Below are 14,303 nucleotides of genomic sequence, written 5' to 3' on the forward strand. Positions count from 1 at the left end.
TTATTTGAAATAAAGAAGTTTAGATTAAACCTCTTCCATATATTCTTCTATAGGCGCACAAGTACAGATAAGATTTCTGTCTCCGTATGCATCATCCACACGTCTTACTGTTGGCCAGAATTTATTATCAGCAACATATGCTAATGGATAAGCAGCTTGTTCTCTTGTGTATGGGAAATCCCAAGAATCTGCTGTTAGCATAGCTAAGGTATGTGGCGCATTTTTCATAACGTTATTAGCATCTTCAGAACTAGCTTCTGCAATCTCCTGACGTATACTAATCATAGCGTCACAAAAACGATCTAATTCTGCCTTACTTTCACTTTCTGTAGGTTCTATCATGATAGTTCCTGCAACAGGAAATGAAACCGTAGGTGCATGGAATCCATAATCCATAAGGCGCTTTGCAATATCAGTTACTTCAATACCATGTGCTTTAAAAGGACGACAGTCTACAATCATTTCGTGTGCAGCACGTCCTCTTTCACCAGAATACAATGTACTGTAATGACCATCTAATCGCTCTTTGATATAGTTTGCGTTTAAGATAGCGTATTCAGTAGATTCTCTAAGTCCTTTTGCACCAAGCATGGTAATGTATCCATAGGATATTAAACAAGCTAATGCAGATCCCCAAGGCGCTGCAGAGATCGCTGTGATTGCTTGATCTCCACCAGTGGTAATTATAGGGTTGCCTGGTAAAAATGGAACTAATTGTTTTGCTACACAAATAGGACCTACACCAGGTCCACCACCACCATGAGGAATGGCAAATGTTTTGTGTAAGTTTAAGTGACAAACATCTGCTCCAATTGCTCCAGGATTTGTTAATCCTACTTGGGCATTCATATTAGCACCATCCATATATACTTGTCCACCATTATCATGGATAATCTGTGTGATTTCTCTAATGTCAGACTCATATACTCCGTGAGTAGAAGGATAAGTTACCATTAATGCAGAGAGATTGTCTTTGTATTTTTCTGCTTTTTCTCTTAGATCCTCAACATCGATATTCCCTTCTTCGGTAGCTTTTGTAACTACTACCTTCATTCCTGCCATCACTGCTGATGCCGGATTGGTTCCATGAGCAGAAGAAGGAATTAGACAAATATTTCTGTGGTGATCACCCCTCGCTTCATGATAAGCGCGAATAACCATTAATCCTGCAAACTCTCCTTGTGCACCAGAATTAGGTTGTAAAGAGGTAGCTGCAAAACCAGTAATCTCTGTTAATTGGTCTTCTAACTTTTTTAATACTTCTTGATATCCTTGTGCTTGCTCTACAGGAACCAAAGGATGGATATTACCCCATTGTGGATTACTTAAAGGAAGCATCTCCGAAGCGGCATTCAATTTCATGGTACAAGAACCAAGAGGAATCATAGAATGATTTAACGATAAATCCTTACGCTCAAGTTTCTTGATATAACGCATCAATTCAGTTTCAGAATGATAGGTATTGAAAACATCATTTGTTAAAAATGGTGTATTTCTTTTTACTGAATCTGGAATGTTAGTTACGCTATTGTCAGGAGTAACATCAATAGCATCTTTTCCTGAAGCTTCTGCAAAAATCGAAACTATGTTATTTAGGTCAGCTAGTGTTGTTGCTTCATTTAATGAGATAGATACTACATTGGTATCTGGATAGTAAAAATTGATACTTTGAGCTTCTGCTATTTCTTTGATTTTATTTGCATCTGCTTCAATTCTAATAGTATCAAAGAAACTAGTATTTAGTTGTTTGTAACCAAGTTTGGTTATAGTATCCGCTAGGGTTGTAGCGGCACTATGTACTTTGGTGGCGATATATTGTAATCCTTCTTTTCCGTGATATACTGCGTACATACCAGCCATTACTGCTAATAAAACCTGCGCGGTACAAATATTAGAAGTCGCTTTGTCGCGCTTGATATGCTGCTCACGAGTTTGTAAGGCCATACGTAGCGCTCTATTGCCATTCATATCTTGAGTAACCCCAATAATTCTCCCAGGAATATTTCTTTTGTACGCTTCTCGAGTAGCAAAATAAGCGGCATGTGGTCCTCCATATCCTAATGGAATTCCAAATCGTTGGGTTGTTCCTATTACTACATCAACATCAAAACTACCAGGCGACTTTAAAGAAACAAGACTTAAGATGTCTGCAGCTACGGCTACTTTTATTTCTGATTGGTGTGCTTGTTCTACAAATGAAGCATAATCATATACCTGTCCCGATACTCCAGGATATTGCAAGATTGCGCCGTAGAAATCAGTAGAGAAATCAAATTTAGTATGATCACCAATAACCAGTTCAATTCCTAATGGAATCGCTCTTGTTTTTAACAATGAAATAGTTTGTGGTAAGATTTCTTCAGAAACGAAAAATTTATGAACATTTTCTTTTTTCTGAGTTCTGGATCTAACAGCAAATAACATGGTCATTGCTTCTGCCGCAGCGGTACTTTCATCTAGTAACGAGGCATTTGCCAATTCCATACCAGTAAGGTCACAAACCATAGTCTGGTAGTTTAGCAAAGCTTCTAGTCTTCCTTGTGCGATTTCTGCCTGATAAGGAGTATAAGCAGTATACCATCCAGGGTTTTCTAAAATGTTACGCTGTATCACTGCCGGCAAACATGCTTCATGATATCCTAAACCAATATAAGTTTTAAAAACTTTATTCTTCGCAGCTAATTGCTGTATATGAGCAGAATACTCTTGTTCGCTCATAGCTTCATCAAGTTGCAGTGGAGCTTTTAGTAAAATATCATCAGGAACAGTTTCATAGATCAGTTGATCCATAGATTCTGCCTTGATCATAGATAACATATCATTAAGATCCTTTTCTGAAGGACCTATATGACGTAGTTTAAACGAGTCGGTTTTCATAGCAAAAAACAGTTGAGATTGAAAGCGCAAAAGTACATATTTAATCCATAAAAATTTCACAATTAATTAACCTTACGCTATCAAGTTTTTAACCAACTTAGACGGTTATTAACAGATTCCCCTAAATTTGGAACGTGAAAACCATTAAAAGTATATTTGATTTTTACCTAAACAGCAGTATCCATGTGGCATTAGCTGTAGCAGCATTGGTTAAAATAACTTTTTTGAAGTTCGAAATTTTAGGAGGAGATACTTATGTGTATTTTGCATTTTTTGGATCAATCGTAGCATACAATTTCGTAAAATATGCTTCAATTTCAAGATTGTATCATCGTAGATTAACAAAATCTATGACCAAAATTAGGGCGTTAACCGTTATCAGCAGTATTGTTTTTGTTTATTTTGGGTATCAATTATCCATAGATACAATAGTATTTATGTTGCCATTTATATTATTGACGATTTTATATACGGTACCTGTTTTTCCAAATAAAAAGAACTTAAGAAGTGTTGCTGGAATTAAAATCTTTATTATCGCCGTTACATGGACAGGAATTACCGTAATAGTGCCCATATTATATGCAGAAGGGAACTTAGGTTTCGATATGACTATTGAAGCAATACAACGTTTTCTTTTTATTGTAGTAATTATGTTGCCTTTCGAAATAAGGGATCTACAATATGATGCCAAAGAGTTGGAAACGATTCCTCAAAAAATAGGAATTACCAGGACTAAAGTTTTTGGAAGTATTGTCTTAGTAACTTTTTTGTTGCTTACCGCATTTAGAGATGAACTAACTTCTACCGAGATTTTAAGTACAGTTTTTATAACTATTATCAGCTTATTGTTTTTATGGGGTACTGATAAAAAACAATCGGAATACTTTTGTTCCTTTTGGGTCGAAAGTATTCCGATGATATGGTTGTTTATATTGGTTCTGATGCAAAGCCTATTCGGCTAACTTTTTTCTTAATTGTTCTTTCATTTTCTCCTTCATAGAAGTTTCCATTACTTGAACATTAGAATTTTTTATCGTTTTTGTGAGCTTTGTATTCCTTTTAGAATATGCTCTGGTTACCTTGCAATACACTAACCTGATATTTAACTTGATGATCTCTAAAAAAGAGGCTTCACCATATTGATTTTTATCACAGATAAATTTTGCTTGTTCGCAAGATACAAATAAACTATTACTCGTTTTCATTACAATTTTAATCTTATTTTTTGGGGCATTATTAACTTTTTTTATTCCATTTCAGACATTTTTTTCTTTAACTGCTCTTTCATAGAATCCTTAGCCGATTGATTGATACTAATGACTTTAGGATCTTTAAATAATTTTGTTAGTTTCGTATTCTTAGACGAATATTTTCTGCAAGCCTTACAATAAATTAAATGGATATTTAATTTTATTTTTTCCCAAAGTGAGGCTTCCTTATATTGATTTTTATCGCAAATGTGATTTGCATCTTCACAACTTACAAATATTTTGTTTCCAGTACTCATATTATATTAAAACCAGTTTTTTTCTAAGCATTCTGCCATTGCTGTACGTGCTCGGTGAATGATTACCCAGAGGTTAGACGCGGTGATATCGAATTCATTACAGATAGCTTCTGTATCAAATCCTTGAATTGTTTTCATAGAAAAAATACGAGCTTGTTTCTCTGGTAATTTGCCAATACAATTATGTATAGCTACTCCTAATTCCGTATTCTCTATTTTTCCTTCAGCATTTTGATCAAAAGGATCCGCTACTCTCTCTTCGAGCCAATCACCTTCAGTCTCACCATCATTTGTGTAATTAATACGTACTTCAGCTTTTCCTTTATTACTATTAATTTTTCGGTAATGATCAATAATCTTTCTTTTAAGAATCGAAATAAGCCATGTGCGTTCGCTAGCTTCACCCTTAAAATTTTTCATTGATTTTAGACCTGCAAAAAAGGTCTCCTGCACTAAATCTTGTGCAATCTCTCTATCATCGACCCTTACTATAGTATAATTAAACAAATAATCACTGTATTTATCAATCCACGTATTAGGGTCTATCGTGTTTGTAGGCATATGTTATCGGCTCTTTTTTCCAAAAATATGATAAAAAGTTGAATCTCAAAGAAGTTTGTACTTCCGAATTACCGCAAAAAGAGCTTATCTATAGATATATACCTGTAATTGGGTATTTTTTGAAGTGGACGATGAGGTTAAGTTTGCTTAAACATTTTTAATCAATCCGTCATTTGATAAATCCTGATTTATTAACGCTGTTCGATAAAATTAAAAGGAGTATCATCATCTGCCGGTTAAACAAAAAAAGTAGAAATAATGAAAAAAATTACTTGGTTACTAATACTTCAACTAGGATTTTTGGTTAGTGTGCAAGCTCAAGAAGTAGAAAAAAACTTTGTTCCCTATTATATAAAGGATGGGAATGTACAATCATTTGAGCGTAAAGGTGCTAAAATAGAAGCCAAAGCAATAGGTTTTGGATACGGAGGAGTGAATCAATATTTGACCATATTTAATAGTAAATATTCAGATGTTAGATTTCGTCCAAATGAACTTCCGAAATTTATCATAGCACTAGACGAAGGAATAGATCCGCTAGATATTGTTATTATCTCTAAGGCAGATGTCGTAAAAAAACGAAAGAAATACAGACGATTTATACAAAAAGGAAACTCTATGGGTGGAGGAAGTAAAGATATTAGCGAGCATTTGGTGATTCCAGAATTAAAAAAAATAGAAGGTAATTTATACGAGATGGTAATGCCAGCTTTAGCTCTTGGAGAATATGCTTTTCAGCCAATTTATAAAGGAACTGAAGCGAATAATATCATGGGAACCTCTGGAGATGTGCGTATTTATTGTTTTGCGATCGAAGAGTAATATAAAGTTGATATCCTAATACAATAGTTAAATTGGGAGTGGTTAACCTGAAAAGTCATTAATGAAATCTTATTACCGAATTGAGTGATGAATCCTTGTAATGTTTGGTTATATACTCAGCCTGAAATGCCCACGATGGCAGATTCGTAATAGTTTTTTCAGAACTTTTCAGGTTTACTCTTGAATATACACTGTTTTTTCGGTTTCGATTTTAATATGATCATTTCTAATTTTTAAAAAAGTGATGAGATGTTTTTTTAGAAGCAATCGATCAAATAGGCGACCTATAAAACCATAAGGAGTTTTGTATTCCAAAACATCGATCATTTCGGTCCCAGAAGACGTTTCTTTAAAAATATGCTGATGCTTAAAACTTTTAAAATGACCTTTGATCATTTCATCAATAAAATAAGTAGGATACCTAAGTGATGTTATTTTACTTTGATGTTGTAGGGAGCAACCAAAATGTTTTCCTCTCCAAGTTACGGTTTCGTATAGATTGATCAAACCTGATGTTTTTCCTGCAATAGCTTTTTCTCTAGTTTTGTGAGCGGATTTCATATGAAGATCTATATTTCTAGCTGCATCAAAGACAGTTGCTATAGGAGCCTTAATCATTGTATGTAATGTAATAATAGTCATAATTATGAAGTAAGTTCTTTAGTTGCTTCAGTAAGATCTGGATATGTAAATTGAAAACCCGCTTCTTGCATTTTTTTCGGAATTACATTTCTACTTTTTAAAATGAGTTCAGTTTCAGTTTTGATCATACGAGCTCCGATCTCCAAAAGAAATTTTGGTAATGGGATTCCAATGTTTATGTTCGTCACTTTTCTTAATGTTTGCATCAGCGTCTTGTTATCCGATGGATTAGGTGCTACGATATTAATTGGACCTTCCATCTCAGGATTGTTAATAATAAACTCCAAGCTTCTTGCAAAATCAATTTCATGGATCCAACTAAATTTTTGATTTCCTTTTCCTTGTTTGCCTCCAAATCCAATTTTCACAAGATTAAGAATTGGTTGTAAAGCACCACCCTTTTTTCCTAATACGATAGAGGTTCTTAGTGCTACTTTTCTAGTTTTTGGAGTATGATGAGAAAAGAATGCATGTTCCCAATTGGTGGCTACGTTTACAGAAAATCCAGTTCCTATTTCACCGTTGATTTCATCCATTTCCATATCTAGAGAATGTCTGTAGATTGTAGCTGTAGAAGAATTTAACCAGACTTTTGGAGGATTTACACAGTTAGAAATTACTTTTCCTAAAACATTAGTAGATTCTACTCTAGAGGAAAGAATAAGGTCTTTGTTTTTTTGATGATATCTACAATCCACTGATTTTCCAGTCATATTGATTAAGACATCTGCACCTTCTAATTCGCTTTGCCAATTACCAATGGATTTTGCATCCCATTGTACATATCGGATATTATTCAACGTTCTGTTTTCTCCACGAGTTAGTATGATGATGGTATCAACTTTATTTTTGAAATATTCTACCAAAATATCTCCTAAAAACCCTGTGCCTGCTGCTATAACTAGTTTTTTCATTCGTATTCTTTTTAAAATAATAAAATAGGTAACCAAGCGAGTCTGTATAGAACCCAAGTTGCTGTAAGATAGGAGGGTAGTTTTAGTTTTTTTACTCTCCTAGCATGTTCAATGATCATTAAACTAACCACTATTAGAAATAGAAGAACTTTGATTTCTACACTTATCAACGCTACTTGATATAAAAACAATAATGGAATTAGTACTAAAGAGCCTAATAAAGAAACTGTAATCATATGACATAAGTATGTATGAATTTTTCTTTTAATGCATAACATTATAATACCACCTTGCCAGATTAATTGGCCTGCACACATTACTATTTCTATGGATAGTTTATCATTAGTAATCAATTCTGGCAATTCTTTGGCATAATAAAATAATGTAATTGTTGAAATCAGGGTAGCGATCCCAATATAACTCCATTGATATATGATTTTAATTGTCATCTTTAATATACCTTATTTTTCAGCTGTTACGATGTAATATCCAAAACTTTGCATATGCAAACCAGATAGTAGGGCAAACAAAGAGCCTTTTAGGTTTTTCCAGCTTTGTACTTTTAGATTTTCTTTTCTGATCAATTTTTTGAAAATAAATCCAGTAATCGCAAATGGTACATGAAGTACAGAAGGAGCAACTCTAAAGGATACATCTTCTATAACTACTTTTTTGAATCCAATACGTTCTAATGACTTTTTTACATTTTGAATGCTTCCTAATCCTTCTAAACTCCATCCCTTGCACAGTTGCTTATAACAATAATGGCTTCCTATACATAATTGATCTTCTTCTTTCTTAAGAAAGGCATCTGCAATCACTAACTTGCCTCCGGGTTTAATAATTCTATACGCCTCAGAGAGGGCAGTATCACTATGGCCAGAATGGCAAAAGCTCTCTATAGCGTAAGCACTATCAAAACTGTTATCGGCAAAAGAAGTATGATTGTAATTTTCCTGTAAAATAAGTCCATTCATTTTATGAAGTCTCTTGTTTCCTTCAGTCACCTGAAAAGAAGATAGTGTTACACCTAGCATATGAAGCCTTGGGTATTTTCTGAGTCCATATTTCATAGTGCCTCCAATACCACAACCAAGATCCGCTACAATACCTTTTTGCTTATTAAATTGTAATCTTTTAAAAACTTGATTATTCATCTCGTTGAGCATAGTGTCTCTTTTAAAAAGGGTAGTTTTAAAAGGAATGTAATACCCAAAATGCATATTGAAATCTTTGCTCCAGAATTCATAATCTTCAGTAGCTTCGTTATAAAGCTCTATGAGTTTTTCTTTGTTTGATTTTTGAAATCTAATTTTATGTAAAAGAGGGATGGTGGTGTTCATAATTTTAAGTATTAATTATAAAAAGAAGGCTTAAATTCAATTTGTTCTACATACTTCTTTATTTTGTAGGTTACATAGACAAAATAAGAAGCAATACTCATCGGGATTACAGAAAAGAAAAACAATCCAAATAGGCTTTCAAAGTTTTGGTTTAGGATAAGAAATGATACCCAATACAAGACAAATAAAGACCAATAGCCAACTATCAATTTTTTAGATTGGATATTCAGTTTTTTCCAATATGCCAGTATAGAACACGCTAGAACAAACTGAATAAAACCTAGTGGAATTTGAGCTAATAGTCCTAGATAAACCGTTATGTAAAGTATAAGCGTGATAATAAAACTCCATTTGTTAATGTTATGTATCGTTTTCATAATTCTAATAGTTTTAAAGTTTCAATAATTTTTGAAACATATTTTGAAAAAGAAAAGGAATTGCTTCCTCTCTTTTGCTTAAAGTATGTTTTCGTTGTTTATTTAATCAGTTTCATTAATGTCTTAGTGATCCAATTCGATTCTTGATTTACAATTTTATTCATCATCGTATCCGCACTATCTGCCAGTTCATAGAGCGATTTGGTTTGCTTAATCAGCTCTTCTGTTTTTTTAGAGCCGTCATTTTCAATTCCAGATACTTCTCTTAATACTTTAATCACAGGCTTTATTTCACGTCTGCTGCGTTCTTTGGCTACTTGTCTGGCAAGTTCTTGTACATCTTTTTCCGAAACGAAATACTCTTTACGTTCTCCTGGTTTACTTTCTTTAAAAACAATACCCCAATCCATTAATTGACGTAAGTTCATACTCGTGTTACCTCTAGAGATATGTAACTCTTCCATAATGTCCTCCATAGAGAGGGGTTCTGGAGATATCCATAACAAAGCATGAATTTGTGCCATGGCTTTGTTGATACCCCAAAGAGTTCCTAAAGCTCCCCAAGTGGAAATAAATTTATCTTTTGCTTCATTGTAGTTCATAGGACAAATATATAAAATATTTTAAACTTTCAGTAATTTTTGAAAGTTTAATTTTTATAGATACATTAAAACATGTATTTATGGTACTTTTAAGCTATAGTTTTTTGAAAGCAGAGATATAAAAAAAAGGGGTTCAATATCATACTGAACCCCGTTTTTTAGCATTGTGTTATATTACTTAATCAATCCTGCACGTTTTAATAAAGCTTCGGGCTTTGGTTCTTGTCCTCTGAAACGTTTATATAAGGTCATTGGATTTTCAGTACCTCCTTTAGAAAGTACGTGATCCTTAAACTTGGTTGCTACTTCTTTATCAAAGATCCCTCGCTCTTTGAAATAGTCAAAAGCATCTGCGTCTAATACTTCTGCCCATTTATAAGAGTAATACCCCGCAGAATATCCTCCTTGAAAGATATGAGAAAAGGCAGTACTCATACAATTTTCTGCTACATCAGGATATAAAGACGTGCCTTCAAAAGCCTTTTTCTCATGTGTTTTTACATTTTTAATTTCACTAGGATCGTTGGCATGCCAAGACATGTCTAATAGCCCAAAGCTTAATTGGCGTAACGTAGCTAAGCCTTCCATAAAAGTGGATGATTCCTTTATTTTTTGAATCAATTCCATCGGAATTACTTCTCCTGTTTCATAATGTTTAGCGAATAGTTCTAAGGCTTCTTTCTCGTAACACCAGTTCTCTAAAACCTGACTTGGTAACTCTACAAAATCCCAATAAACACTGGTGCCAGATAATCCAGGATATATGGTGTCTGCGAGCATTCCGTGTAATGCGTGTCCGAATTCATGAAATAAGGTAGTAACTTCATTAAAAGTTAATAGTGATGGCTTACTAGGTGTTGGTTTTGTAAAATTGCAAACTATTGAAATATGCGGTCTTATATTTTCTCCATCTTTTCTCATTTGAGGTTTATAAGACGTCATCCATGCACCATTTCGTTTTCCAGCTCTTGGGTGAAAATCAGCATAGAACACTGCAATAAAATTGCCATCAGTATCTTTTACATGATAAGTTTTTACTTCTTCATGGTATTTGTCTACTTCATTGGTCTCTTCAAATTGTAATCCAAATAAGTTAGAAGAAACTTGGAAAACACCATCAATTACATTTTCTAATTTAAAATATGGTTTTAATTTTTCATCATCTAGATCAAAAAGCTTTTTCTTTAGCTTTTCTGAATAATAAGCTCCATCCCATTTTTGTAATTGATCAATACCATCTAATTCTTTAGCAAAATTTTCTAATTGTTTGAATTCTCTTTCTGCTGCTGGTTTCGCTTTTTCTAATATCTCATTTAAAAAGGAGAATACTTTTTCTGGAGTTTCGGCCATACGTTCTTCTAAAACGTACGCTGCGTGAGACGAATATCCAAGAACTTCCGCACGTTGGTGTCTTAATTTTGCAATCTTCAGAACAATTTCTTGATTGTCTAACTCGTCATTATGGAAACCTTTAGAAGCAAACGCCAGAGACATTTTTTTTCTTAATTCTCTATTATCTGCATAGGTCATAAAAGGAATATAGCTAGGATAGTCTAAGTTGATTAACCATCCTTCTTTTTCCTTGGATTCGGCAAGCGCTTTTGCTGCTTCTTTAGCACCTTCAGGTAAACCAGAAAGATCAGCTTCATCGGTTAATAGCATCTCAAATTTATTTGTTTCTGCTAGTACATTTTCACCAAATTTTAGACTCAATTGAGAAAGTTCTTTGTCAATTTCTCTTAGTTGTTCTTTTTTATCATCTGGAAGATTAGCTCCATTTCTAGAAAACGATTTATATCTTTTTTCTAATAATGTGCTTTGTTCTGCAGAAAGATCAAGGTTACTTTTGTTTAAATAAACCGTTTCAATTCTTTTAAAAAGATCTTTATTTAAAGCAATATCATTTCTAAATTCTGATAATAGAGGAGAAGCCTCTTGTGCTATTTTTTGAATCTCCTCATTAGTTTCAGCACTATTTAAGTTAAAAAATATGCTTGTAACACGGTCTAAAAGCTCGCCACTATATTCTAATTTTTCTATAGTGTTAGAAAAAGATGGTTTTTCTGTATTTGTTACAATAGTGTCTACTTCTTCTTTTGCAATAGATATAGCATTTTTAATCGCTGGTAAAAAATGCTCGGATTGTATCTGAGAAAAAGGAGCTAGGTCAAAAGATTCTAATAAAGGATTTTTCATGTACTTATACTATTTTTTTGAAGGTCACATGGAACTCATCATTAATCATTTGCTGTTCTATATATTAAACGTGATGAGTTTTCTCATGATTTATTATTCTGTTCTTTAAATCTGTTTTCTAAAACAAAGTGTGATTTTGTCGAAAAAATGTGCTTTTTATCGATAATCAAGGATCTAATTCAATCACTTTTTGCTACAAAGATATAGGATAGAATTAGATTTGTGTAGGTTTATTAGTAATGGTCTAAACAAAGTAATAAACACATTATTGTAATCAGGGGTATGGATGTCAATAATATTCTTTGTAAAGATCAAAAATTAAAAGAGTTGCATGAAATGTAGCTCTTTTTTTTGTTAATAAACTGTCAAAATCTACTATTCTGATAGAGAATTCTTTAAAATGTCTGGTTTTTCCATGAGAAAAATTCAAAAAAAAGTAAAATTTAAGCTTTTTATCGGTAAAATATGTAATTTATCGAAATTGTTAATAAGTTTTGAGAGATAATTATTGCGTAATTAAAGTAAGGGTTTACCTTTGTACTAGGTTTTAAGAGTATGGTCTTACGATGAATTTTTTGTGTAATATATTTAAGTTGGTTAATAAATATTGTTATATTCTATTGTAAGACCTGATATTGGAAGAGCCGCTGAGGAGCGGCTCTTTTTTTTATACTCTTTTTTTATGTATTACATATTAATCTGCTTAGCGCCTTCGATTACTTTTTGCTTTAATCCTTCTTTGTAAACTAGTATTTTATCTAATACACATTTGTCTGATGCACCGATAATTTGTGCGGCAAGAATTCCCGCATTCATAGCGCCATCAAGGGCTACAGTTGCTACAGGAACTCCTCCAGGCATTTGAAGAATCGATAATACAGAATCCCATCCATCGATAGAGTTTCTTGATTTCACAGGAACTCCTATTACAGGAAGAGGAGATAGAGATGCTACCATACCTGGTAGATGTGCAGCTCCTCCAGCACCTGCAATGATAACAGATATTCCGCGAGTATGAGCATTTTTACCGTAATCAAATAATTTTTCAGGAGTACGATGAGCAGAAACAATATCTACTTCAACTTCTATATCAAAACCTTTGAGAATTTCAATTGCTTTTTCCATTACGGGCATATCGCTTGTACTTCCCATAATGATTCCTACTTTGCTCATATAATTGTTTTTAATTTTAATTAATATTTGATGTTTTTAATCAAAGCATACATATGCTTTCGAATTACAAAAAACCAATTTTTTAGCGTATTTATTCGCTTATCACTCTTATAGTATTTTTTACTTTTTCGGCTATTTTTCTGGCTTCTGAAATATCTTCATTTACAATAGTAACGTGTCCCATTTTTCTGAAGGGTCTTGTTTTCTTTTTACCATAAATATGAGGAGTAACTCCATCCATATTCATAATGGTCTCAATATTTTCATAGACTACATTCCCCGAAAATCCTTCAGCACCAACAAGATTTACCATAATTCCTGCTACTTTACTTTCTGTAGCTCCTAGAGGTAAATCTAAAATAGCTCTTATATGTTGCTCAAATTGATTTGTGTAACTTGCTTCAATACTATAGTGTCCGCTATTGTGCGGTCTTGGAGCTACTTCATTAACTAAGATTTCATCATCTTTAGTTTGAAACATTTCTACAGCCAGTAGCCCTACGTGTTCAAAAGCTTCCGAAACTTGTTCTGCTATTGCTCTAGCTTTTTCCGCAATTTCATTGTCTATTCTAGCAGGACAAATAACATATTCTACTTGGTTTGCTTCTGGATGAAATTCCATTTCTACTACAGGATACGTTTTAATTTCTCCTTTGGGGTTACGAACAACAATTACCGCTAGTTCATTTTTGAAATCAATTAACTTTTCTGCGATACATTCATTATCAGGTAGTTTGGCAATATCTGCTCCAGTTCTAATAATAGAAACACCTTTACCATCATAGCCACCTTGCGTACTTTTCCAGACAAAAGGAAGTTTTACCTTCCCATTGGTAATGCCTTCTGCCAAGTGTGCTTTATTAGAAAATTGTACAAATGGAGCAGTTGGTATTTCCTGTTTTTTATAAAAAAGCTTTTGCCTGCCTTTGTTTTGTATTTTTTCTAAAGTGGCAGCATTAGGATATACTTTTATGCCTTCTTTTTCTAATTGGGCTAATGCTTTGGTATTTACTGTTTCAATTTCAAAAGTGAGTACATCTACTTTTTTTCCAAAATTGTAAACAGTATTATAATCCATTAGGTCTCCTTGCTGAAAATGATCACAAGCAATTCTACAAGGGGCATCGGGGTTGGGGTCAAGAACATAAGTGCAAATATCATATTTCCGGGTTTCATACAGCATCATCTTACCTAATTGGCCACCACCCAGAATACCTAGCTTAAATTCTGACGAAAAATAGTTTGTCATTGTTTTGGAGTATCTAAAAATTGCCTTGGGCAACAAAAAT

General features: G+C 33.4%; 15 protein-coding genes. 2 read left to right on the plus strand and 13 right to left on the minus strand.

Features of this window, described 5'->3' with window-relative positions; all coding sequences use genetic code 11:
* Positions 1 to 24: 24 nt before the first annotated feature.
* Positions 25 to 2,877 (minus strand): aminomethyl-transferring glycine dehydrogenase, encoded by a 2,853-nt coding sequence (gene gcvP, locus ACWNT5_RS07150; protein ID WP_456516988.1) that lies wholly within the window; start codon positions 2,875 to 2,877, stop codon positions 25 to 27.
* A gap of 134 nt (positions 2,878 to 3,011) precedes the next feature.
* On the opposite strand from gcvP, the gene ACWNT5_RS07155 reads away from it, so the two are divergent.
* The gene (locus ACWNT5_RS07155) at positions 3,012 to 3,839 is read left to right on the plus strand and encodes a hypothetical protein (protein ID WP_456516989.1); all 828 of its coding nucleotides are present in this window, start codon (positions 3,012 to 3,014) and stop codon (positions 3,837 to 3,839) included.
* Here the strand turns inward: ACWNT5_RS07155 and ACWNT5_RS07160 are convergent.
* The 3 genes from ACWNT5_RS07160 to ACWNT5_RS07170 are packed head-to-tail and all read right to left on the minus strand — an operon-like array spanning position 3,828 to position 4,945.
* On the minus strand, positions 3,828 to 4,082 hold the full coding sequence (locus ACWNT5_RS07160; RefSeq protein ID WP_299901021.1) for a hypothetical protein: 255 nt from the start codon (positions 4,080 to 4,082) through the stop codon (positions 3,828 to 3,830). The two genes, ACWNT5_RS07155 and ACWNT5_RS07160, sit on opposite strands and share 12 nt — an antisense overlap.
* A gap of 41 nt (positions 4,083 to 4,123) precedes the next feature.
* Entirely contained in the window at positions 4,124 to 4,384 is a 261-nt protein-coding gene (locus ACWNT5_RS07165; RefSeq protein WP_299608543.1) for a hypothetical protein, read from the minus strand.
* A gap of 6 nt (positions 4,385 to 4,390) precedes the next feature.
* The gene (locus ACWNT5_RS07170) at positions 4,391 to 4,945 is read right to left on the minus strand and encodes a sigma-70 family RNA polymerase sigma factor (protein ID WP_027392615.1); all 555 of its coding nucleotides are present in this window, start codon (positions 4,943 to 4,945) and stop codon (positions 4,391 to 4,393) included.
* 258 nt (positions 4,946 to 5,203) lie between these two features.
* On the opposite strand from ACWNT5_RS07170, the gene ACWNT5_RS07175 reads away from it, so the two are divergent.
* Entirely contained in the window at positions 5,204 to 5,767 is a 564-nt protein-coding gene (locus ACWNT5_RS07175) for a hypothetical protein (protein WP_456516990.1), read from the plus strand.
* Positions 5,768 to 5,941: 174 nt separating this feature from the next.
* Here ACWNT5_RS07175 and ACWNT5_RS07180 read toward each other — a convergent pair whose 3' ends face one another.
* The 9 genes from ACWNT5_RS07180 to ACWNT5_RS07220 all read right to left on the minus strand — a co-directional run bounded on the left by ACWNT5_RS07180 (position 5,942) and on the right by ACWNT5_RS07220 (position 14,263).
* Positions 5,942 to 6,409, minus strand: a complete 468-nt coding sequence (locus tag ACWNT5_RS07180; RefSeq protein WP_456516991.1) for an SRPBCC family protein — start codon at positions 6,407 to 6,409, stop codon at positions 5,942 to 5,944.
* 2 nt (positions 6,410 to 6,411) lie between these two features.
* Positions 6,412 to 7,323, minus strand: a complete 912-nt coding sequence (locus tag ACWNT5_RS07185) for a TIGR01777 family oxidoreductase (protein ID WP_456516992.1) — start codon at positions 7,321 to 7,323, stop codon at positions 6,412 to 6,414.
* Positions 7,324 to 7,334: 11 nt separating this feature from the next.
* Positions 7,335 to 7,772: a hypothetical protein gene (locus ACWNT5_RS07190; RefSeq protein WP_456516993.1), complete on the minus strand. Its 438-nt coding sequence runs from the start codon at positions 7,770 to 7,772 to the stop codon at positions 7,335 to 7,337.
* 12 nt (positions 7,773 to 7,784) lie between these two features.
* Entirely contained in the window at positions 7,785 to 8,666 is an 882-nt protein-coding gene (locus ACWNT5_RS07195) for a methyltransferase domain-containing protein (RefSeq protein ID WP_456516994.1), read from the minus strand.
* A gap of 11 nt (positions 8,667 to 8,677) precedes the next feature.
* Positions 8,678 to 9,043: a hypothetical protein gene (locus ACWNT5_RS07200; RefSeq protein WP_299608528.1), complete on the minus strand. Its 366-nt coding sequence runs from the start codon at positions 9,041 to 9,043 to the stop codon at positions 8,678 to 8,680.
* Positions 9,044 to 9,141: 98 nt separating this feature from the next.
* Positions 9,142 to 9,645 carry a GbsR/MarR family transcriptional regulator gene (locus tag ACWNT5_RS07205; protein WP_219009096.1) on the minus strand — a complete coding sequence of 168 codons (504 nt, stop codon included), beginning with the start codon at positions 9,643 to 9,645 and terminating at the stop codon, positions 9,142 to 9,144.
* 174 nt (positions 9,646 to 9,819) lie between these two features.
* Positions 9,820 to 11,841 (minus strand): M3 family metallopeptidase, encoded by a 2,022-nt coding sequence (locus ACWNT5_RS07210; protein ID WP_456516995.1) that lies wholly within the window; start codon positions 11,839 to 11,841, stop codon positions 9,820 to 9,822.
* Positions 11,842 to 12,528: 687 nt separating this feature from the next.
* Positions 12,529 to 13,014 (minus strand): 5-(carboxyamino)imidazole ribonucleotide mutase, encoded by a 486-nt coding sequence (purE, locus tag ACWNT5_RS07215; protein ID WP_456516996.1) that lies wholly within the window; start codon positions 13,012 to 13,014, stop codon positions 12,529 to 12,531.
* A 91-nt stretch (positions 13,015 to 13,105) separates the two neighbouring features.
* Positions 13,106 to 14,263, minus strand: coding sequence for a 5-(carboxyamino)imidazole ribonucleotide synthase (locus tag ACWNT5_RS07220; RefSeq protein ID WP_456516997.1), 1,158 nt, complete (start codon positions 14,261 to 14,263; stop codon positions 13,106 to 13,108).
* Between the last annotated feature and the right edge of the window lie 40 nt (positions 14,264 to 14,303).

Source organism: Aquimarina sp. 433, from assembly GCF_054054605.1.

Excerpts from the sequence above, each read along its gene's own strand:
- gcvP (WP_456516988.1), bottom strand. The coding sequence starts at position 2,877 with ATGAAAACCGACTCGTTTAAACTACGTCATATAGGTCCTTCAGAAAAG.
- ACWNT5_RS07160 (WP_299901021.1), bottom strand. The coding sequence starts at position 4,082 with ATGAAAACGAGTAATAGTTTATTTGTATCTTGCGAACAAGCAAAATTT.
- ACWNT5_RS07165 (WP_299608543.1), bottom strand. The coding sequence starts at position 4,384 with ATGAGTACTGGAAACAAAATATTTGTAAGTTGTGAAGATGCAAATCAC.
- ACWNT5_RS07170 (WP_027392615.1), bottom strand. The coding sequence starts at position 4,945 with ATGCCTACAAACACGATAGACCCTAATACGTGGATTGATAAATACAGT.
- ACWNT5_RS07175 (WP_456516990.1), top strand. The coding sequence starts at position 5,204 with ATGAAAAAAATTACTTGGTTACTAATACTTCAACTAGGATTTTTGGTT.
- ACWNT5_RS07180 (WP_456516991.1), bottom strand. The coding sequence starts at position 6,409 with ATGACTATTATTACATTACATACAATGATTAAGGCTCCTATAGCAACT.
- ACWNT5_RS07185 (WP_456516992.1), bottom strand. The coding sequence starts at position 7,323 with ATGAAAAAACTAGTTATAGCAGCAGGCACAGGGTTTTTAGGAGATATT.
- ACWNT5_RS07190 (WP_456516993.1), bottom strand. The coding sequence starts at position 7,772 with ATGACAATTAAAATCATATATCAATGGAGTTATATTGGGATCGCTACC.
- ACWNT5_RS07195 (WP_456516994.1), bottom strand. The coding sequence starts at position 8,666 with ATGAACACCACCATCCCTCTTTTACATAAAATTAGATTTCAAAAATCA.
- ACWNT5_RS07200 (WP_299608528.1), bottom strand. The coding sequence starts at position 9,043 with ATGAAAACGATACATAACATTAACAAATGGAGTTTTATTATCACGCTT.
- ACWNT5_RS07205 (WP_219009096.1), bottom strand. The coding sequence starts at position 9,645 with ATGAACTACAATGAAGCAAAAGATAAATTTATTTCCACTTGGGGAGCT.
- ACWNT5_RS07210 (WP_456516995.1), bottom strand. The coding sequence starts at position 11,841 with ATGAAAAATCCTTTATTAGAATCTTTTGACCTAGCTCCTTTTTCTCAG.
- purE (WP_456516996.1), bottom strand. The coding sequence starts at position 13,014 with ATGAGCAAAGTAGGAATCATTATGGGAAGTACAAGCGATATGCCCGTA.
- ACWNT5_RS07220 (WP_456516997.1), bottom strand. The coding sequence starts at position 14,263 with ATGACAAACTATTTTTCGTCAGAATTTAAGCTAGGTATTCTGGGTGGT.